The 18,329-nt window shown below is 60.0% G+C and carries 16 protein-coding genes; 5 read left to right on the top strand and 11 right to left on the bottom strand.

Annotation, left to right across the window (positions count from 1 at the left end; genetic code table 11):
* Positions 1 to 9 precede the first annotated feature (9 nt).
* Positions 10 to 1,506 (top strand): FGGY-family carbohydrate kinase, encoded by a 1,497-nt coding sequence (locus QLG03_RS19815; protein ID WP_048297029.1) that lies wholly within the window; start codon positions 10 to 12, stop codon positions 1,504 to 1,506.
* Positions 1,503 to 2,531, top strand: coding sequence for a 2-hydroxyacid dehydrogenase (locus QLG03_RS19810; RefSeq protein WP_255988284.1), 1,029 nt, complete (start codon positions 1,503 to 1,505; stop codon positions 2,529 to 2,531). Before QLG03_RS19815 ends, QLG03_RS19810 begins: the two co-directional genes overlap by 4 nt.
* A 41-nt stretch (positions 2,532 to 2,572) precedes the next feature.
* Here the strand turns inward: QLG03_RS19810 and QLG03_RS19805 are convergent, their stop codons facing one another.
* The 5 genes from QLG03_RS19805 to QLG03_RS19785 are packed head-to-tail and all read right to left on the bottom strand — an operon-like array spanning position 2,573 to position 8,040.
* Positions 2,573 to 3,514: a sugar kinase gene (locus tag QLG03_RS19805; protein WP_132134036.1), complete on the bottom strand. Its 942-nt coding sequence runs from the start codon at positions 3,512 to 3,514 to the stop codon at positions 2,573 to 2,575.
* 11 nt (positions 3,515 to 3,525) lie between these two features.
* Positions 3,526 to 4,530, bottom strand: a complete 1,005-nt coding sequence (locus QLG03_RS19800; protein WP_132134033.1) for an ABC transporter permease — start codon at positions 4,528 to 4,530, stop codon at positions 3,526 to 3,528.
* Complete coding sequence (locus tag QLG03_RS19795) at positions 4,527 to 5,516, bottom strand: ABC transporter permease (protein WP_132134030.1); 990 nt, start codon at positions 5,514 to 5,516, stop codon at positions 4,527 to 4,529. The genes QLG03_RS19800 and QLG03_RS19795 overlap by 4 nt, the downstream gene beginning before the upstream one ends.
* The gene (locus QLG03_RS19790; protein ID WP_074186689.1) at positions 5,513 to 7,015 is read right to left on the bottom strand and encodes a sugar ABC transporter ATP-binding protein; all 1,503 of its coding nucleotides are present in this window, start codon (positions 7,013 to 7,015) and stop codon (positions 5,513 to 5,515) included. The genes QLG03_RS19795 and QLG03_RS19790 overlap by 4 nt, the downstream gene beginning before the upstream one ends.
* Positions 7,016 to 7,059: 44 nt before the next feature.
* Positions 7,060 to 8,040, bottom strand: a complete 981-nt coding sequence (locus QLG03_RS19785; RefSeq protein WP_023288813.1) for a sugar ABC transporter substrate-binding protein — start codon at positions 8,038 to 8,040, stop codon at positions 7,060 to 7,062.
* 408 nt (positions 8,041 to 8,448) lie between these two features.
* On the opposite strand from QLG03_RS19785, the gene QLG03_RS19780 reads away from it, so the two are divergent.
* Positions 8,449 to 10,758: a molybdopterin-dependent oxidoreductase gene (locus QLG03_RS19780; RefSeq protein ID WP_255988278.1), complete on the top strand. Its 2,310-nt coding sequence runs from the start codon at positions 8,449 to 8,451 to the stop codon at positions 10,756 to 10,758.
* A 107-nt stretch (positions 10,759 to 10,865) separates the two neighbouring features.
* On the opposite strand, the gene QLG03_RS19775 is transcribed toward QLG03_RS19780, so the two are convergent.
* Positions 10,866 to 11,408, bottom strand: a complete 543-nt coding sequence (locus tag QLG03_RS19775; RefSeq protein WP_255988276.1) for an acireductone dioxygenase — start codon at positions 11,406 to 11,408, stop codon at positions 10,866 to 10,868.
* Entirely contained in the window at positions 11,405 to 12,094 is a 690-nt protein-coding gene (mtnC, locus tag QLG03_RS19770; RefSeq protein ID WP_023288816.1) for an acireductone synthase, read from the bottom strand. Before mtnC ends, QLG03_RS19775 begins: the two co-directional genes overlap by 4 nt.
* Positions 12,095 to 12,235: 141 nt before the next feature.
* Between mtnC and QLG03_RS19765 the strand changes: the two genes are divergently transcribed.
* Positions 12,236 to 13,381 (top strand): pyridoxal phosphate-dependent aminotransferase, encoded by a 1,146-nt coding sequence (locus QLG03_RS19765; protein ID WP_074186690.1) that lies wholly within the window; start codon positions 12,236 to 12,238, stop codon positions 13,379 to 13,381.
* Here QLG03_RS19765 and QLG03_RS19760 read toward each other — a convergent pair whose 3' ends face one another.
* The 4 genes from QLG03_RS19760 to dsbG form a co-directional block, all read right to left on the bottom strand.
* The gene (locus QLG03_RS19760) at positions 13,382 to 14,008 is read right to left on the bottom strand and encodes a ParB/RepB/Spo0J family partition protein (RefSeq protein WP_023288818.1); all 627 of its coding nucleotides are present in this window, start codon (positions 14,006 to 14,008) and stop codon (positions 13,382 to 13,384) included.
* Entirely contained in the window at positions 13,993 to 15,216 is a 1,224-nt protein-coding gene (locus QLG03_RS19755) for a DUF3440 domain-containing protein (protein WP_048334386.1), read from the bottom strand. Before QLG03_RS19755 ends, QLG03_RS19760 begins: the two co-directional genes overlap by 16 nt.
* A gap of 113 nt (positions 15,217 to 15,329) precedes the next feature.
* A complete protein-coding gene (locus QLG03_RS19750) occupies positions 15,330 to 16,262 on the bottom strand; it encodes a LysR family transcriptional regulator (RefSeq protein WP_044521604.1) in 933 nt (310 codons plus the stop codon).
* A 180-nt stretch (positions 16,263 to 16,442) separates the two neighbouring features.
* The gene (gene dsbG / locus QLG03_RS19745) at positions 16,443 to 17,192 is read right to left on the bottom strand and encodes a thiol:disulfide interchange protein DsbG (RefSeq protein WP_255988271.1); all 750 of its coding nucleotides are present in this window, start codon (positions 17,190 to 17,192) and stop codon (positions 16,443 to 16,445) included.
* Between the two features lie 410 nt (positions 17,193 to 17,602).
* Here dsbG and ahpC point away from each other — a divergent pair, with 410 nt between their 5' ends.
* Positions 17,603 to 18,166, top strand: a complete 564-nt coding sequence (gene ahpC, locus QLG03_RS19740) for an alkyl hydroperoxide reductase subunit C (RefSeq protein WP_002894394.1) — start codon at positions 17,603 to 17,605, stop codon at positions 18,164 to 18,166.
* Positions 18,167 to 18,329: the final 163 nt, after the last annotated feature.

Raw genomic sequence — 18,329 nt, 5'->3', positions numbered from 1 at the left:
GGAGCAGGTATGGATTTTTATCTTGGTATCGATATCGGCACCTCCCGGGTGAAAGCGGTGCTGTTTGATCAGCATTTCACCGCGCGCGCCAGCGCCGCGGAAAACACCTCCCCCCGCCTGTCGGCCAATGGCTACGCGGAACAGGATATGACCCAACTGTGGCATTCGGTGCTGGCTATTCTGCGCCAGATTGCCCGCCACCCGGCGCTGCAGGCGGGGCGGCTGCGGGCCATCGGCCTCGCCGGGCAAGGGGAGGGAGTCTGGCTCAGCGATGAGCAGGGCGAACCGGTGGGCCCGGGGATCCTGTGGAGCGATACCCGCAGCCACGCGCTGATGAGCGACCTGCTGCGCCGGCCCGGCTTTGACCGCCGCTATTTCGCCGATACCGGCACCCACCTGCAGCCCTGCAATACCAGCCTGCAGCTGTACTGGCTGAAACAGTATCAGCCGGAGCGGCTGGCGGCCGCGCGCTATCTGTTTTTCGCCAAGGACTGGATCCGCTTTCGCCTGACCGGCGTGGCGGCGCTGGAGCTGACGGACGCCAGCAGCTCGTTACTCAATCAGCAGAGCGGCAGCTGGTCCTCGGTGGTGATGAACGAGATGGGGCTGGACGAACTGCTGCCGCTGTTTCCCCCGTTGCTGGCTCCGGATGCTCCGGCCGGTACGCTGAGCGACGCGGTGGCGGCGCTAACCGGGCTGCCCGCCGCGACGCCGGTGGCCGCCGGGGCGCTGGATGTCTGCAGCGCCGCGCTGGGCTGCGGCGCGGTCAACGAAGGGGACATCTACACGATCCTCGGCACCACCTGCTGCACCGGGATCGTCTGCCGCGGCCCGCAGACGGTGAACGAGGCGACGCGCTTTGTCACCCATACCGAAGCCGGACAGGTGATCTCGCTGTTTCCGATGCAGGCCGGTACGCCAAACATTGACTGGCTGCAGCAGCATATTTCGCTGGACGCCGATCTGGGTCGGCTGGAGCAGGCGATCGCGGACGTGGAGCCGGGCAGCGGCGGCGTCTTCTGGCAGCCGTACCTCAATGGCGAACGCGCGCCGTTTTACAGTCCCGACGCGCGGGCCGGCTTTATCGGCATTAGCCCGCACACCACCCGCGCCGAACTGCAGCGCGCGGTGTTTGAAGGCCTGGCCTTCGCCATTGTCGATGCGCTGCAGGGTTATCCGCAGGGCGGCGAGCTGTATCTGACCGGCGGCGGCGCCGCCTCGGCCACCTGGCTGCAGATTATCGCCGACTGTACCGGGCGCACGGTGGTCTCCAGCGCCTTTAACGAACTGAGCGCGCGCGGGGCGGCGATTCTGGCGGCCCGCAGCGTCGCTGCGCTGGCCGAGACGCCTCCGCTGGCGCAGACCCGCTATCAGCCGCGCCCTCAGGCGCATGCCCGCTATGCGGCGCTGTATCCCGTTTATCGCCTGCTGCGCGAGCAGATGCTGCCGGTATGGCAGGCCAGGCAGGCCGCTCTTCAACGTCTTTCTCAGGAAGTTCAACCATGAAAATCGTTTTTACCGCCGAGCATGCTGGCGACCTTAGCGCCTTCCACCAGTTGGGCGAACTGCTGGTAGAGGGATGGGCGCTGGGCAAACCGAAACTCAGCGCCGGCCAGCTGATTGAGCTGGCCCACGACGCCGAGGTGCTGGTGACCAGCTATGATGAAGTGACGGACGCGGTGATGGCCGCCTGTCCGCGCCTGCAGGTGATCGCCTGTACCCGCGCCAATCCGGTGAATATTGATACCCAGGCCGCGCAGGCGCGCGGCATCCGGGTGCTCTACACCCCGGGGCGCAATGCCGATGCCGCCGCGGAGCTGACGCTTGGCCTGATGCTCAGCCTGGCGCGCCACATTCCGCAATCCCATGCGGCGCTGAAGCGGGGGGAGTTCACGCAGGCTGATAATGCCGCCGCCGCCACCCAGCAGGGCCTGCGGCGGGATGTGGTCTGGGACGTGAGCCCGGAAAGCCCCTATGAAGTGTTTAAGGGCAGTGAACTGCGCAATAAAACGTTGGGGCTGGTGGGCTATGGCAACATTGGCCGCCGGGTGGCGCGTATCGCCCGGGCGTTCGGCATGGCGGTGCGGGTGGTGGATCCGTTCGTCGTCGCAGAGGATATCAATGAGCCAGGGCTACAGAAAACGACCCTCGAGGCGCTGTTCCGCGACGCGGATATCGTCAGCCTGCATCTGAGCAGCGGACCGCACAGCGACGGGCTGGTGAATGCGGCGCTGTTAAACAGCATGAAGCCCGGCGCGCTGCTGATCAATACCTCCCGCGCGGCGGTGGTCGACGAAGCGGCGCTGATTGATGCCCTGCGTCACGGCCCGCTGGGCGGCGCGGCGCTGGACGTGTATCACCGCGAACCGCTGTGGCGCGATCACCCATTTGTCACCGAGTTTGATAACGTGATTATTACGCCGCATATCGCCGGGGCTACCCGGGAGAGTATCGCCAAACACACGGCGATGATTGCCGCCGATCTTCAGCGCTATGTCGCCGGAGAGCCGCTGCTGTACCAGTGGCGTTAAGCCGCTAGCGCCGCCGCGCCTGCGGCGGCGCGGGTCCAGCGTCAGGGGCGATGGGCCGCCATAAAAGCCCGGGTCTGTTCCCAGTCCACCACCCCGGCATCCGATCCCATCCCGGTCGCCACCAGCGCGGCCACCGCCGAGGCGACGTCGCACGCCGCTTTCACGCTGAGTCCGCGCGCCAGCGCGGCTATAAACCCGCCGCAGTAGCTGTCGCCGCAGCCGGTGGTATCCACCGCCTCGACCGGCCACGGCGCAATATGCTCCAGCGCGCCATCGCGGCCGATAAGCCAGGAGCCGTTCTCGCCGTCTTTCAGAATGCAGGTGCCCACGCCCAGCGCAAAGAAAAAGCGGCCGATGGCCTCCGGCTGCGTCTCCCCGGAGAGAAAGGCGGCTTCCTCCAGCGAAGGCATGAAATAATCCACCGACGGCAGCAGGGGCCGCAGCAGTTCCAGAGTGTGTTCATTCGGGGCGATAAGATCAAAGCTGGTGGTGACCCCGCGCGCTTTGGCCGCCTGCAACAGCCGCGCGCTCTGTCCCTGGTCCATTGCCGCCAGCAGTCCGGTCCCGCCGTGATGCAGGAAGCGACAGTCAAGGACGGCGTCAAATTCCGCCTCACTGACGAACAGGGCGTCAGACGCACCCCGGCAGTGCAGGGCCGGACGTTCGCCGTTGGGGCGAATCGGCAGGATCGTCGCCGAGGTCTCCTTCAGCGCGGTGCGCTGGATAAGCGAGCAGTCGATGCCCAGCCGGGCATAGCTGGCGAGGATAAAGTCGGCTTTTTCATCTTCGCCCAGGCAGGCCACCGCTGCGGTGCGGATCCCGAGCTTCGCGGCGTTAATATTGGCCCCCGCGGCGGTGCCGGCGGGGTTGAGGCGAATTTGCTCAATAAAGGCGACGCCGCCGCGCGGCGGGATCGCCACCACCGGGCGCCCGGCGATATCCAGAATAGTCAGGCCGACAAACACGGCGTCAAAGGTTGCCATCGTTCTCCCGTTTAGCGATGCGTTTGGCGCAGGCGCGCCTGCCAGAAGGATAGGGCGAGGGCCACCACCAGAATCACGCCGACCAGCGCGTCCTTCACCAGATAATTGAGCCCCATCAGATTCAGACCATTATCAATAATGGCGAGGAACAACACGCCGCCCAGCGTGCCGGCGATGCTGACCCGGCCCAGACGGTTAAAGGCGGTGCCGATAAACACCGCCGCAATGGCGTCCATCAGATAAGACTGCCCGGCCAGCGGGGTAAATTGCCGCAGGTTGGCGGAGAGGATCACCCCGCCCACGGCGCAGAGGGCCGAGGCGGCCACCAGCACGCCGAGCATGGTCAGGCGATCGCGGATCCCGGCGATGCGCGCCGCTTCGCTGTTCTGACCGATGGCGCGGATATATTTGCCCCACAGGGTACGCTCGGTGACCAGCCAGGCCGCCAGCCACAGCGCCAGCACGATCGCGACCGGCGTGGGGATGCCGCCAAGGTTACCCACCGCCAGGTCGTGATACTCGGGGGCCATCCGCCGATAGGCTATCGCGCCGCCGCCATCGGTATAGATGCGTTCGGCGCTGCTGGCGATAAACCAGGTGCCGAGGGTGGCGAGGAAGGGGCGGATCCGGCAGATGAGGATCAGAAAAGCATTGAGCAGGCCAATCAGCACCCCGCCGAGCAGGGCGCAGCCCACCGCCGCCTGCCACGGCAGATGCCAGGTTTTCAGGGCGACGAGGGCGAAGGCGGCGCCAAAATCGAGCGCGACGCCTACCGACAGGTCAATCGCGCCCGCGCTGACGATCAAGGTCATCGCCATCGCCACAATCAGCAGGATCGCGCTGCCCTGCAGCAGGTTGGTCCAGTTATCCACGGTTAAAAATACCGGATTCGCCCAGCCGAACAGGGCAATGGCCAGCAGGGTGATGACGCCGAATCCGGCCTGCGACAGCCAGGCCAGCGGGCTGCTGACCGTCTGTTCCGCAGGCGCTGGGGTTTTCAGGGTGATTTGGCTCATGCCTCGCCTCCTTTGTGTCTGACCGCCGATGCCGCCAGCACCACCAGGATCAGGCCGCCTTTAATGGCGCCCATCCAGAAGATATTGACCCCCAGCAGGCCGAGCCCGTTAGAGAGGGCGTTAACCAGAATCGCCCCCAGCAGCGCGCCCCAGATGGTGACCACCCGACGACGCGAGAAGGCGGCGCCGATAAAGGTCGCCAGCACGGTTTCCAGCAGCAGCGGCGTAGCCGTTCCGCTGGAGCTGCCGGAGCCCTGGCTGAGCAGCGGCAGAATAGCCAGCCCGGCGGCGATGCCCGCTAACAGCCAGACCAGCAGGGTTAAGCGGCGCACGTTCAGGCCGCTCATCTGCGCCATATCGCGATTGCCGCCCACCGCCTGCACATGCTGGCCGAAGCGGGAGTGATGGAGCAGGAACTGGAACAGGATAAACACCCCCAGCAGATAGACCAGCGGCCAGGGCAGGCCCAGCACGCTGTTATCGCGAAAGGCGACCATCAGCGGATCGCTGACCGCGATGCGCCGCTGGCCGGTCAACAGGTCCGTCAGGCCGGTAAACGCCACCGAAGTCGAGAGGGTGGCCAGCAGCGGCGGCAGGCCGGCCGCCAGCACCAGGAAGCCGTTGATCGCCCCGCAGAGCAGGCAAACCGCCGCCAGCAGCGCCAGCAGCAGGAGATACGGCGCGTGCCATTCGGCCAGCCCAAGGCTGAGCAGCGCGACGCCGAGCACCGCGGTCGCCGGCAGGGAGAGGTCGATGCCGCCGGAGACCACGTCATCTCCGCCAACGGCGATGACGCAGACCAGGCCGAAACAGAGGATCGCCAGCGGAACGCTCTGGACCAGCATCAGGCTGATATTTTGCCAGCTGAGGAAGTAGGGCGACTGCACGCTCAGCCACACCAGCAGCGCCAGAAACAGGATCAGGGGGAATTTTTCAATAAGCGTCGCCAGGCCCGGACGGCTGCGACGCTGGATAGCGGTACTCATGGTGAAGGCTCCTGTCCGCCGTTGATCGCCACCAGCAGGGCGTCGAGGGTCAGCCCGCGGGTGGGCAGATTGGCCGCCAGCGCGCCGCGCCAGAGGACGAGGATCCGGTCGCATAGTCCGAGTAATTCGGTGGCGTCGCTGGAGGAGACCAGCACCGCCCGTCCTTGATCGGCCAGCTGGCGCGTACGTTGGTAAATATCGCGGCGGGCGCCGATATCAACCCCAAGGGTGGGTTCATCGAGAATAAACAGCCGGGCATCGGTGCCGAGCCAGCGGGCGAGGATCGCTTTTTGCTGGTTGCCGCCGCTCATGTAGCGTACCGGCAGGGCCGGGCGTCCCGGGCGGATCGCCAGCTGCGCTATCCAGTCGCGCGCTTTCTGCTCGGCAAGCCCCCGCCGCTCCCAGCCAAAGGTGGCGGTCTCGGGCAGCGAGGCGAGATTAATGTTGTCAGCGGTGGTGAAAGGCAGGATCAGCCCCTGATGACGGCGGTCACGCGGGACCAGCGCCATTCCGGCGCGGATCGCCTGCTTTGGCGTACGGATACGTCGCGGCTGGCCGTCGAGGTGGATCGTACCGCGCTCCGCCGGGCGTAAGCCGTAGAGTAAGTCAACCAGCACATCGCGCCCGGCGCCGAGCAGGCCGGCGACGCCGACGATCTCCCCCGGGTGAATATCAAAAGAGAGGTCCTGTAGCTGCCGTCCGTCGCTCAGCTGGCGCACCGAGAGTAATGGAGCCGCCCCGTTGTCTGCCGCCGGGCGCTGGCGCGGGGTATACAGCTGGTCGATTTCCCGGCCGACCATCATGGCGATCAGCGCCTCGGTATTCTGCAGCAGGTCGCGGTCCGGGTAGCCGACCACTTCCCCGTTGCGCAGCACGGTGCCGCGGTCGCAGAGGGTGGCTATCTCATTGAGGTAGTGGGAAATATACAGAATGGCAATGCCCTGGTCGCGCAGGCGCAGAATGGCGGAGGAGACCAGACTGGCCTCCTGGGCCTCGAGGGGGGCGGTGGGCTCGTCGAATACCACCAGCCGCGCCGCGCCGTCGATCAGCGCGCGGGCGATTTGCACCAGCTTGCGCTCGGCCAGGCTCAGATCCCGCACCAGGCGTTCGGGGTCGATCGCCAGCTGCCAGTTTTGCTGGAAAAATTGCGCCGTGGCGGCCCTCATCCGTCGGCGATCCAGCGCCCCCCAGCGGGTACGATACTCCTGACCCAGAAACACCGATTCCGCGACGGTAAAGTGCGGGATCAGGTTAAGCTCCTGGTGGATCACGCGGATGCCGGCGGCTTCGATGGCTGCCGGGTTGCCGAGGGGCAGCGGGCGGCCGTCGAGGGTCGCGCTGCCGCTGTCGGCCTGATAGACGCCGGCGAGGATTTTGATCAGCGTCGATTTACCGGCGCCGTTCTCGCCAATCAGGCCGTGAATCTCCCCAGGATTGAGGCGCAGGGTAACCGCATTCAGCGCCGTTACGCTGGCAAAACGTTTGCCGATCTGGTCCATGACCAGACCCGCGGCGGGGCGCTCCCCGCCAGGGTGTTGATTTATCACTGCAGTTCGCCGTATCCCAACTGTTTATACACCGCTTTCGCTTCCTGCGGACCTTTCACCGGTATGACCGGGATAAAGGTTTGCACCGGCAGTTTCTGACCGGCAAAGTAGCGGGCCACGTTATCGGCGGAGGTCTGGCCGATCAGATGCGGCTGCTGCGCGACGTTAGCCACGAAGGGGCTGCCGGGCTCCGCCATGATCTCCAGTGTCTCCGGGCCGGCATCGATGGCCGTCACTTTCACGTCCTTATCACGACCGGTCTCTTCCAGCGCCTGGACGATGCCGATGGCCGGTTGATCCCAGCAGGCGACATGGATGGCATCCAGTTTGCCTTTCGGATACTGGCTGAGTAATTCGAGGGTTTTCTTCCGCGCGTCTTCCGGCGAGTTGGCGAACTGTTCCGCGAGCTCAGGCTGGATAATATGAATATCCGGATAATCCTTAAGGACATATTTCCACTGATCGTAGCGAATTCCGCAAATACGCAGCGCGCTGGAGAACGCGTTAAATACCGCCACATTACCTTTGCCGCCTAATTCGTCCGCCATGTAGCGACCGATGGTGGAGCCCAGAGTGTAGTTATCGGAGGTGGAATTGTTGACCGAATATTGTGAAACATGATCCACGGTGAATACCGGGATGCCGGCATCACGTAAGGCTTTAAATTTGGGTTCGACGGCGCTGTCGCCGAGAATACTAATTACCGCGTCCACCTTGCGTGACAGTAAAATATCGTGATTATTGGCATGAACCTGATTATCCCGGCCGCCATCGACGCCAATGACTTTGCCCCCCAGCTTCTCCACTTCCTCTGTCGCGCCTTTGAAAGCCTCGCGATCCCAGAAATGCTGGGTGCCTACGACGGCAACGCCAATGGTTTTTCCCTGTAAGGAGAGGGCGTCAGCGGCGGTGACGCTCAGCGAGGCAAGGGAAAGCAGTCCCAGTGCGGCAGGCAATAATTTTCTCTTCTGCGACATTGTTATTATGATCCTGTGATGAAGGTGGTTGCGGACCGGTAGCATGACAAGAAGCACCTCGCCACCTCAAATACAAAATAAGTCTAAGTTATGCCGGCAATGTTATATCGCGGAAACGACAGAGAAAAAGTTTATTTTGTCATGAAGAACCTGAAAATATTTCATGATGCCGGGTAGGCCTTTTTATTTTGTGGTTTTATTTTTGGTTTGTTCTGTGTTTATTTAGCGGATAAAGACAGTTTTCTTAATATTATGAGTGCATGGGAAATACGGCCTCTACTGCGAAAAAGAGAAGATTGCGCGGGCTAACGCTTTTTTTAGCAGAGCAATGTCTGGCCGGGTAAGGAATATTACCGCATTTCCCCGCTTTATTTTAACGAACCTTAGGCTGAGAAGAACGCGGGCGCTATGAAGAAACAGCATAATTATACGGTGATGCACTGGGGAACCTGGCAGGTGGAGAGCCGCGAGGGCGAGATCGTGGCGGTTAAGCCGGTGCCCTGGGATAAAAACCCCTCACGCATCGGTCAATCGCTCCCCGACGCGGTGACCAGCCAAACGCGCATTCGCCGCCCGGCGGTGCGCGTCGGCTATCTGCAGCACGGGCCGGCGTCACGAGAAGGGCGAGGCAAGGAGCCCTTTGTCGAAGTCAGCTGGGAGGTGGCCCTGGACCTGGTGGCTCGCGAGCTGCGCTCGGTCAAGGCGCGCTGCGGCAATGAGGCGATTTACGGCGGCTCCTACGGCTGGGCCAGCGCCGGGCGCTTTCACCATGCGCAGAGCCAGCTGCACCGTTTTCTTAAGGGCTTTGGCGGGTATACCGCCAGCACCAATACCTATAGCAGCGCCGCGGGTGAGCGCATTCTGCCGCATATTCTCGGGCCGCTGAGCCCGCTGCACCGTCAGCATACCCATTTTTCCGAGCTGGCGCGGGAGTGTCAGCTGTTTGTCGCGATTGGCGGTCTGCCGCTGCGCAATGCCCAGGTCAACGGCGGCGGCGCCAATGACCATATGCTGCCGTACTGGCTGGATAAGATGCAGGCCAACGGCACGCGGTTTATTAATATCAGTCCGGTGCGCAATGACCTCAGCGCGGTGGCCGACGCCGAGTGGCTGGCCATTCGGCCGGGTACCGATACCGCACTGCTGCTGGCGCTGAGCTATGTTCTGATCGCTGAGTCCCTCTACGACCAGGCGTTTGTCGCCAGCCATACCGTCGGGTTTGCCCCCTATCGCGCCTATCTGTTGGGCGAGCATGACGGCGTGGCGAAAACCCCGGCGTGGGCGGCGGCGATAACCGGCCTGGACGCGCAGCGCATCGCCGACCTGGCGCGGGAGATGGCCCGCCACCGGACGATGGTGAATATCTCCTGGTCTATCCAGCGCGCCCGTCAGGGAGAGCAGGCCTACTGGGCGACGGTAGCCCTGACCGCGCTGCTGGGACAGATCGGCACGCCGGGCGGCGGCCTCGGGTTTGGCTATGCCTGTACCAACCTGGCGGGCGCGGTGCGAAAAGCGTTTTCCGGCCCGCGCTTGCCCGCCGGGGAGAATGCGGTGGACAGCGTCATCCCGGTGGCGCGGCTGTCCGATATGCTGCTGCACCCGGGAGAAGCCTATGAGTTCGACGGTCAGCAGCTGCATTATCCCGACATCCGTCTGGTCTACTGGGCGGGAGGCAATGCGTTTCATCATCATCAGGATATTAACCGACTGTGCGAGGCCTGGCGCCGTCCGGAGACGGTGGTGGTGCATGAGCAGTACTGGACCGCGCAGGCCAAATTCTCCGACATCGTTCTGCCGGCTACCACCTCGCTGGAGCGAGAGGATATCGGCAGCGGCGGTCACGACGGGTTTATGATTGCCATGAGCGCGCAGATCCCGCCGGTGGGCGAGGCGCGTGATGATTACGCTATTTTCCTCGATCTTGCCGGGCGGTTGGGCTTCGGAGAACAGTTCAGCGAGAGGAGGGACGCCGGGCAATGGCTGCGCCATCTCTATGAGGAGTCAAGACCGCGGGCGCAGGAGGAGGGCATTGCGCTGCCCTCGTTCGAAGACTTCTGGCAGCAAGGGGTGCTGGAGTACAGCGCGCCGGCGCGGCCGCAGGTCTTTCTCGCCGATTTTCGCGCCGATCCGCAGCGCTATCCGCTTTCCACACCCTCCGGCAAGATTGAACTCTTTTCCGCTACCGTCGCCGGGTTTGGCTATCGCGAATGCCCTGGCCATCCCTGGTGGGATGAGGAAGAGGCCGCCCGGCAGCGACAGGAGGCGGCGCGCTGGCCGCTTCATCTGCTCTCCAGTCAGCCGCGCGCCCGTCTGCACAGTCAGTACGACCACGGCAGCGTCAGCCGGGCGACGAAAATTCAGGGACGCGAGCCGTTGTGGATGCATCCGCAGGATGCGCAGGCAAGAGACATTCGCGAAGGCAGCGTGGTGAAAGTGTATAACGACCGTGGGGCGATTCTGGCGGGCGTGCACCTGAGCGAGCAGATTTTGCCGGGGGTGGTACAGATGTTCACCGGCGCGTGGTATGACCCTCTGGATCCGAATGAAAAAGGATCCCTCGATAAGCACGGTAATCCCAACGTGTTAACCGCGGATCGCGGCAGTTCGCGTCTGGGACAGGGCTGTAGCGCCCAGAGCTGTTGGGTGGAGATCGCCCCGTGGCGAGAGGAACTGCCGCCGATCACCGCCTTTGACCCGCCGAAGTTTATTGCGGTTTAGGTGTCAGGGATCGCCGGCGGCGGGTCGGCTATCCCGGAGAAGGCGCGGTATGCGCCGCCTCCGGGAAAGCGCGCGCCAGGCGGTTTAAGGCTGATGACAGGGCGACGTTACGCCAGCCGTGGGTAGGCGCTGGCGATATCGTCGCCGGTAAACTGGGCGATCCAGCCTTCCGGGTTATCAAAAATGCGAATGGCGGTGAAGTTCGGTTCTGAACCCATATCAAACCAGTGCGGAGTGTGGGCGGGAACCGAAATCAGATCGTTCTTTTCGCACAGCACCTGGAATACCTCGTCGCCAATGTGCAGGCAGAACAGGCCGGCGCCCTCAACAAAAAACCTGACCTCGTCTTCGCCATGAGTGTGTTCGTTCAGGAATTTTTCCCGCAGCGCCTCTTTCTGCGGGTTATCGGCGCGCAGGCTGATGACGTCCCAGCTCTGATAGCCCTTTTCGGCGACCAGTTTGTCAATCGCATGCTGATAGGCGGCAATCACTGTTTCTGCGCTGGGGGCCGCGCCGAGATCGCGGTCAGCCTGCCAGCGCTCAAAACGGATGCCTTTGGCGTTAAGCTGCTCCTGAATCGCTTTGGCGTCGGTGCTGTGCCAGACCGGCGTTTGCGGATCTTTCACGGAAAAAAGGGTTAATGCGCTCATGCTGGGATCTGCTCCGGATGAATGTCGTCAAAACGCTGAACCTGAGGGTGGCGGCTTGCCGGGTCGCGGTCGCCGCGTACCAGCTGGACAGTGCGCAACCCCGCGGCTTCGGCGGCGTCGAGTTCCTGATGGATATCCGACAGGAACAGGATGGCCCCGGGGGCGTGGCCCAGGTGTTCAGCAATGTTGCGGTAGGACTGCGCTTCGCGTTTGGCGCCTACCAGGGTATCGAAATAGCCCGTAAACAGATGAGTAATATCACCTTCATCGCTGTAGCCAAATAACAATTTCTGCGCTGCCACGGAGCCAGAAGAATATACATACAGATCAATGCCCTGTGCTTTCCATTTCTCCAGCGCCGGCAGCACGTCCGGGTAGAGATGGCCGGTAAAGTCGCCGTTGAGGTAGCCATCGCGCCAGATGATCCCCTGCAGCGCCTTCAGCGCAGTGGATTTCCGATCTTCGTCCATAAAAGCGAAGAGGGTAGCAATCAGGTCGGCGGTGCTGGCGGCGGGGGCGTCTGTCTCGCGGCGCAAGTTGTCGAGGATCGTTCTCACCGGTTCAGCGTGCTGCTGAGCGGTCACAAAGCCGGCCAGTCGTTCGCGGGCGTAGGGGAACAGCACGTTATGCACGAAGCGGATATCGCTGGTGGTGCCTTCTATGTCGGTCACGATGGCGCGGATCATGGTTTCTCCAGAGTGGGCGTAGCGTGGAATAACATTAGCATTTAGACGTCTAAGCGTCTTGATTGCCAAATATTAACATCGTGTTATAGTGGCTTCAACAACAGCATTACAATCGGTACAAAAAGAATGAGTAATAACCCATTGATTCCAGAGAGTAAACTCCCGTCACTTGGCACCACCATTTTTACCCAGATGAGCGCTCTCGCCCAGCAGCATCAGGCCATAAACCTGTCGCAGGGCTTTCCCGATTTCGACGGCCCGCGCTATCTTCAGGAGCGTCTGGCGTACCACGTGGCGCAGGGGGCGAATCAGTATGCCCCGATGACCGGCGTGCCGGCGCTGCGCGAGGCGATCGCTGACAAGACGGCGGAGCGGTATGGATATCGACCCGACGTCAACAGCGATATTACGGTCACCGCCGGGGCGACAGAGGCCCTGTACGCGGCGATTACCGCTCTGGTGCGCCGCGGCGACGAGGTGGTCTGTTTCGATCCCAGCTACGACAGCTATGCTCCCGCGGTGGCGCTGGCCGGCGGCGAATTACGCCGTATTGCCCTTCAGCCGCCGCATTTTCGCGTCGACTGGCAGCAGTTTGCCGCGACGCTGAGCGACAAAACCCGGCTGGTGATCCTCAACACCCCGCACAATCCCTCGGCCACGGTCTGGCAACGCGAGGATTTTGCCGCCCTGTGGCAGGCGATTGCTGAACGCGAGATCTATGTTCTCAGCGACGAGGTCTATGAGCATATCAACTTTGCCGAGGACGGCCACGCCAGCGTGCTGGCGCATCCGCTATTGCGCGAGCGGGCGGTGGCGGTCTCTTCGTTTGGCAAAACGTTTCATATGACCGGCTGGAAGGTTGGCTACTGCGTGGCTCCGGCGGCCATCAGCGCGGAGCTGCGCAAGGTGCACCAGTATCTGACCTTCTCGGTAAATACCCCGGCGCAGCTGGCGATCGCCGACATGCTGCGCGAGGCGCCGGATCACTACCGAGAACTACCGGCCTTTTATCGTGAACGCCGCGATCTGTTTATTGAGGCGCTGCGCCCCAGCCGGCTGGAGCTCCTGCCCTGTGAGGGGACCTATTTCCTGCTGGCGGACTACAGCGCCATCTCCGACCTTGACGACGTCAGCTTCTGCCGCTGGCTGACGACAGAGGTTGGGGTGGCGGCGATCCCGCTCTCCGTCTTCTGCGCCGACCCGTTCCCGCACAAGCTGATCCGCTTGTGCTTCGCTAAACAACCGGAGACCCTGCTGGCCGCGGCGGCGCGTTTGTGCGAGCTGTAGTTACTTTATGGTCCACGCCTGAGAGAACTGGCGGTCGGCGAACATCTCTGCCAGGCCGCTAATTTGCTTCAGGCGCAGCACCTCATCGGCATCCATCCCCAGCTCTTTGCCGATCTTCTGCGGCGTCCAGCCGAGCCGGGTTAGCTCGCGGACAATATCTGACATGGCGTGGATTTGGTGGCGTCCGCGCGCCCGGTTGTGGCGTATTGTCGCTGCCATCAGCCCGTCGCGTGAGGCGTTTTCATGCGTCAGGCAGGTGACCGGTAGATAGCCTTTCAGCTTTTTTTTCAGCGACGCTTTGCTGCAGGCCAGCTCATGGCGGTGAAAACCGTCGACAATCGCGTACCCCTGCGGTCCCTGCCTGATGACCACCACCGGCTGGGTAAAGCCATCGGCCTCCAGCGAGGTCTGCAGCAGGCGCTTCTCCGGCGGCGCCACGTTATTCGGATTATAGTCGTTCGGGATAACCTGCTCCTGTTTGACCCACAGCACACAGTCAACGGGCTGCGAGCGGAAGGGGCTATGTTGGTGGAGCACCTGGCGAAACGCGTTGATAGCCTCAATACGCGCTTCGTCATCCAGCGTTTGCAGGAAATCCTCCAGCGCCTGCGTTAGTTGTTGTTGCATAATATCCCCCATTGTTGGCGATGTTTTTCCATACGTTTTCGGTAGCGCTGATAGTGGCTGCTTTTGGTTGGGCTGAAGGAGAGCTGGCGGCACCAGTAGTCATTATTGAGTAGCACTTTGCAGATCCGTCGCCAGGAGGGGATATCTTTGGTGCCAACGTCCGCGGGCTGAGTATCGGGGATCTCTTCCATGCCTTTTTTCTGGTACCAGCGCAGGTAGACGGCGATCTTATTGCGGTAATGCTCGGCGGTGGTTTCCGGCATGCTGTCGAGCAGAAACAGCGCATAGCTTTTCCATGTCAAATGGTCCGGTTTGTCGATTTTTCGGTGACCGTAGAATTGATTATCATGCCCGGCATAGACGCCGCCGCTGTGCGCGCCGCTCACCCGCTGGCACATCGCGGCCCAGCGCTCCGGCTCCAGCACATGGTACAGCCATAGCCCCTGGCGCTGCTCCGGACCGAAGGGCTCGCAGATGCGCATATAGCGCAGCGGCACACCGGCCTGATACATCAGGTCGTACAGCGGGTTATAGGGCTGGCCGCTTTTAGCAAACCAGGTCCAGATATCGGCGGTTTTCCAGTCATAGATCGGGTAGATATACCAGGCGTGGCCGCCCGGCGCCGAGGTGGTCCACGGTTTATCGTCGGCGAAGCGCTGTTTTCGCTGAGAAGAGATGGTCATAAAGCGATTCAGCGACTCATCTGCCCGAATACCCACCAGCACGGCGGCGGGACGGCGCTGTGAAAACCACTCGGCAAAGTGGCTGACGAAGGCTTCAAAGCTCATCCCCGGCTGATAAAACGAAAAATAGCCCGGGTGGGTAATGGCCCAGGAGGGGGGCTGGCGGACCCAGGCGGTGCCGGGCTGCCAGCATTGCCATTGCGGCTTATACTGCGTCAGGGCATTTTGGGTAGTGAGCGGCAGAGCGACCCAGTAAAAGGTATCGATAACATCCTGATAGAGGGCGCGCAGTTTTTCACAGTGAGCGATGGTGCAGGAGAACTGCGCTTCCCAGTCAATAAACAGCACACTGATTTTCTTACCCTGTAACCGCGCTGCCTGCGCGGTTAAATGGAGCATAACGGTAGAGTCTTTTCCGCCAGAGAAAGAGACGCAAATGCGTGAAAAATTATCCATAACCCAATCGATCCGCTGCTCCGTCGCCTGCAGCACCGATTCCGCTAAGGGATATTTGATAAACGACATGACCATTAATCCTTTAATACTAGAGATTCCCGTTCGCTCAGTATAAACGATGACGAGCGGGAAATTAATGGACGACTTTCCTTTCCCTTGGGGAGGGTCAATAAGTTGGATCGTTATTGGCTGTTATTGAATTGGGGACGTGATATCTCTCTGTCATTCATTAAAATGGTGATTAATTCAGATAAAAAATGATTTTGTGCGGATGATTGATGGTAGTTAATATATATCGTAATGTCTGGAAAAAGTTCGTTTATATCGAGGACGTGAAGTTGCATGGCTGGCGAAATAAAATCATATAAATAGGACGGCAAGAAACCAATCAGATCGGTTTTATTGATCATGTTAAGAATGGTCATAAAAGAGTCGCTGCGAAAGGCAATATTACGCGGGTTCAGCCAGGGCGTGCTGCTTTGCTGAACGCGCTGGATAACGGGATCGTTGGTAATATAGTGGGTGAAAAACTCCTGCGCCAGCGCGTCAACTGACGTGAGCGCCTCGCGCCGCGGATGGTTCGTCCGACACACCGCGAGGGTCTGCACCGTCTGATAGGGCTGACAGATGGTGGCGCGGTTGGTGATGGGCATTCGGGTGAACACCAGGTCAGCCTGGCGATATGCCAGCAGCTCCTCTGCCGATTCGGTGGTGGTCAGGTTATGGTGTTCAATTTGCAAGTTGGCCTGATGACAAAGCTGGTTAATCATAAAGTGGCTGTTTACTGAACAGAACAGCGGGGGGCCATATATTACAATACGTTTACGCAGATCGGAGCGGTTATTGAGATTGATCGTTTTTTCCAGCTGCTCCAGATTTTGCTGCAGGTGGTAATGAAGATTCACGCAGGCGGTGGTGGGCGTCATTCCCTTCCCGACGCGCACAAATAGCGGATCGTCTAACTGCTGACGCAGACGCTGCAATGACTGACTTACCGCTGACGGGGTGATAAATAACATCGCCGCCGCTTTGCTGATGCTTAAATGCTGATAGATACATTCAAAAATAACCAATAAATTTAGATCGAACTTTTTCAGATCGTAAAGATTTGCCATTAACACAGTCCTGTTTATTGCCAGTGTAAGTTAAAATATTTCTAACGATAATATATTTCGTCTTAGTATTTGCGGTGTGAATTTAATTGTGGGCAAATAAAATTAAGTTTTGCTTAATATATCTTACTATCGGCAGTGGCACCAGCGGTCGGATTCGCCAGGCGCCACACCGGGACGAAATTACTCTTTTTCACCCATCATAATAGACAGCTTCTCTTTATCCGGCAGGCCGACCACCTGCTGCAGCATATTATCCTTATTCATATAATAAATAGCTGGCGTGACGTTGGCCCCCAGATCGTCCATTAGCTGCTGGTTGACGTTGAGCATTTTCATCTTCTCCGGCGGGATAGCCTTCGGTATCGTCAGGGCCATTTTGCCGTTCGATTGCTCGTAATCGTGCCAGGTTTTCGCCGGATCTTTACTGGCGAGGATCGCCGCGGCGGTGGCCGGGCTCTCCGGCTTGATCACGCCCACCAGCAGGGTGCGGATCTGCACTTTACCGGCCTCCACCCAGGGACGGGACTGCTGCCAGAACTGTTTGCAGTAAGGGCAGAAGGGATCGGCAAAGACATACAGCACGATGGGGGCGTCTTTGTCGCCATCCTGCAGCCAGTGGGCGCTGGCCATCTTCTTCCACATCTCCTGTCCCGCCGGCGTGTAGAGCGCTTTTTGAAATAACTGCTCGCTGAGGTTGTTGCCGTTTTCGTCGTACATATAACCGGAAATGGCATGTTTGCCGTCAGGCGTGAGGTAGATGGCGACGCCCATATCCTGGTATTTCCCCAGCCAGCCATTCATTCCCCCCGGCGCGTCAAAGGGTTTGATGATGGTAATGCCCTGTTTTTCAATTGCTTTTACCGGGGCGGGCAGTTCTTCCGCATAGCTACAAAAAGGCAAAAGGCTGAGCAACAGCAGACGTTTTAACATGAGTATTCCTTGTAAAATCAGCAGGAAAGGAAGAAACATTGCCAAACCTATTACAGTTATAGGCAGGATCAGCAGAACGACGGATTGCCCTTTCCTGGCGTGGGTGATGTAATCCTGGATGCTGTTACATTAAGGTAATGTAGAGCGCAACACATAGCCAGTCTGACTGGCGCTGAACCTACCTTCGGGTATTTCAGGTAACGGGGCCGCCTGAAAGGGTGGCCTTTTTACTTTTGTCGCGGCAAATGATGCGAAAAACAGCGAACTGCGCTGAACGCGTCGACAGGTTCACATTGTTGTCTTGTTCCGGTTGTTAGATAACGCTTATTGATTCGATAATGTAAACGCATTGGTCGGGTCAGGAAAAATTCGTTAACTTAGACCTCAACGAAAACACGGAGGAAGTATAGATGTCCTTAATTAACACCAAAATCAAACCGTTCAAAAACCAGGCATTCAAAAATGGTGAATTCATCGAAGTCACCGAGAAAGACACCGAAGGCCGCTGGAGCGTCTTCTTCTTCTATCCGGCTGACTTCACCTTCGTCTGCCCGACCGAACTGGGCGACGTGGCTGACCATTACGAAGAACTGCAGAAGCTGGGCGTAGACGTTTACTCTGTTTCTACCGATACCCACTTCACCCACAAAGCGTGGCACAGCAGCTCTGAAACCATCGCGAAAATCAAATACGCGATGATTGGCGACCCGACTGGCGCCCTGACCCGTAACTTTGACAACATGCGTGAAGATGAAGGTCTGGCTGACCGCGCCACCTTCGTGGTTGACCCGCAGGGTATCATCCAGGCGATCGAAGTTACCGCTGAAGGTATCGGCCGTGACGCGTCTGACCTGCTGCGTAAAATCAAAGCGGCGCAGTATGTTGCTTCCCACCCAGGCGAAGTGTGCCCGGCGAAATGGAAAGAAGGCGAAGCGACGCTGGCTCCATCCCTGGACCTGGTCGGCAAAATCTAATAATCACGGCGTCTTTCGCATCATAGCGGCGTTGGCTGCGCTTAATCACCCCGGTCACTTACTCGTGTAAGCTCCCGGGGGTTCATAAGCTTGCCGCCTTGCTCTAACGCGAAATACTGGTGAATTAAAATTTCCGTCGTCTTTCATGCCATAGCTGCGTTGG

The sequence above is a fragment of the Klebsiella sp. V115_8 genome, from assembly GCF_029967715.1.
Lineage (GTDB): Bacteria > Pseudomonadota > Gammaproteobacteria > Enterobacterales > Enterobacteriaceae > Klebsiella > Klebsiella quasipneumoniae.
Note: the sequence above shows the minus strand (reverse complement) of the source record. Positions and strands in the feature narration are given on the sequence as shown.

Coding starts and splice junctions, on each gene's coding strand:
- QLG03_RS19815 (WP_048297029.1), top strand. CDS start 10: ATGGATTTTTATCTTGGTATCGATATCGGCACCTCCCGGGTGAAAGCG.
- QLG03_RS19810 (WP_255988284.1), top strand. CDS start 1,503: ATGAAAATCGTTTTTACCGCCGAGCATGCTGGCGACCTTAGCGCCTTC.
- QLG03_RS19805 (WP_132134036.1), bottom strand. CDS start 3,514: ATGGCAACCTTTGACGCCGTGTTTGTCGGCCTGACTATTCTGGATATC.
- QLG03_RS19800 (WP_132134033.1), bottom strand. CDS start 4,530: ATGAGCCAAATCACCCTGAAAACCCCAGCGCCTGCGGAACAGACGGTC.
- QLG03_RS19795 (WP_132134030.1), bottom strand. CDS start 5,516: ATGAGTACCGCTATCCAGCGTCGCAGCCGTCCGGGCCTGGCGACGCTT.
- QLG03_RS19790 (WP_074186689.1), bottom strand. CDS start 7,015: ATGGACCAGATCGGCAAACGTTTTGCCAGCGTAACGGCGCTGAATGCG.
- QLG03_RS19785 (WP_023288813.1), bottom strand. CDS start 8,040: ATGTCGCAGAAGAGAAAATTATTGCCTGCCGCACTGGGACTGCTTTCC.
- QLG03_RS19780 (WP_255988278.1), top strand. CDS start 8,449: ATGAAGAAACAGCATAATTATACGGTGATGCACTGGGGAACCTGGCAG.
- QLG03_RS19775 (WP_255988276.1), bottom strand. CDS start 11,408: ATGAGCGCATTAACCCTTTTTTCCGTGAAAGATCCGCAAACGCCGGTC.
- mtnC (WP_023288816.1), bottom strand. CDS start 12,094: ATGATCCGCGCCATCGTGACCGACATAGAAGGCACCACCAGCGATATC.
- QLG03_RS19760 (WP_023288818.1), bottom strand. CDS start 14,008: ATGCAACAACAACTAACGCAGGCGCTGGAGGATTTCCTGCAAACGCTG.
- QLG03_RS19755 (WP_048334386.1), bottom strand. CDS start 15,216: ATGTCGTTTATCAAATATCCCTTAGCGGAATCGGTGCTGCAGGCGACG.
- QLG03_RS19750 (WP_044521604.1), bottom strand. CDS start 16,262: ATGGCAAATCTTTACGATCTGAAAAAGTTCGATCTAAATTTATTGGTT.
- dsbG (WP_255988271.1), bottom strand. CDS start 17,192: ATGTTAAAACGTCTGCTGTTGCTCAGCCTTTTGCCTTTTTGTAGCTAT.
- ahpC (WP_002894394.1), top strand. CDS start 17,603: ATGTCCTTAATTAACACCAAAATCAAACCGTTCAAAAACCAGGCATTC.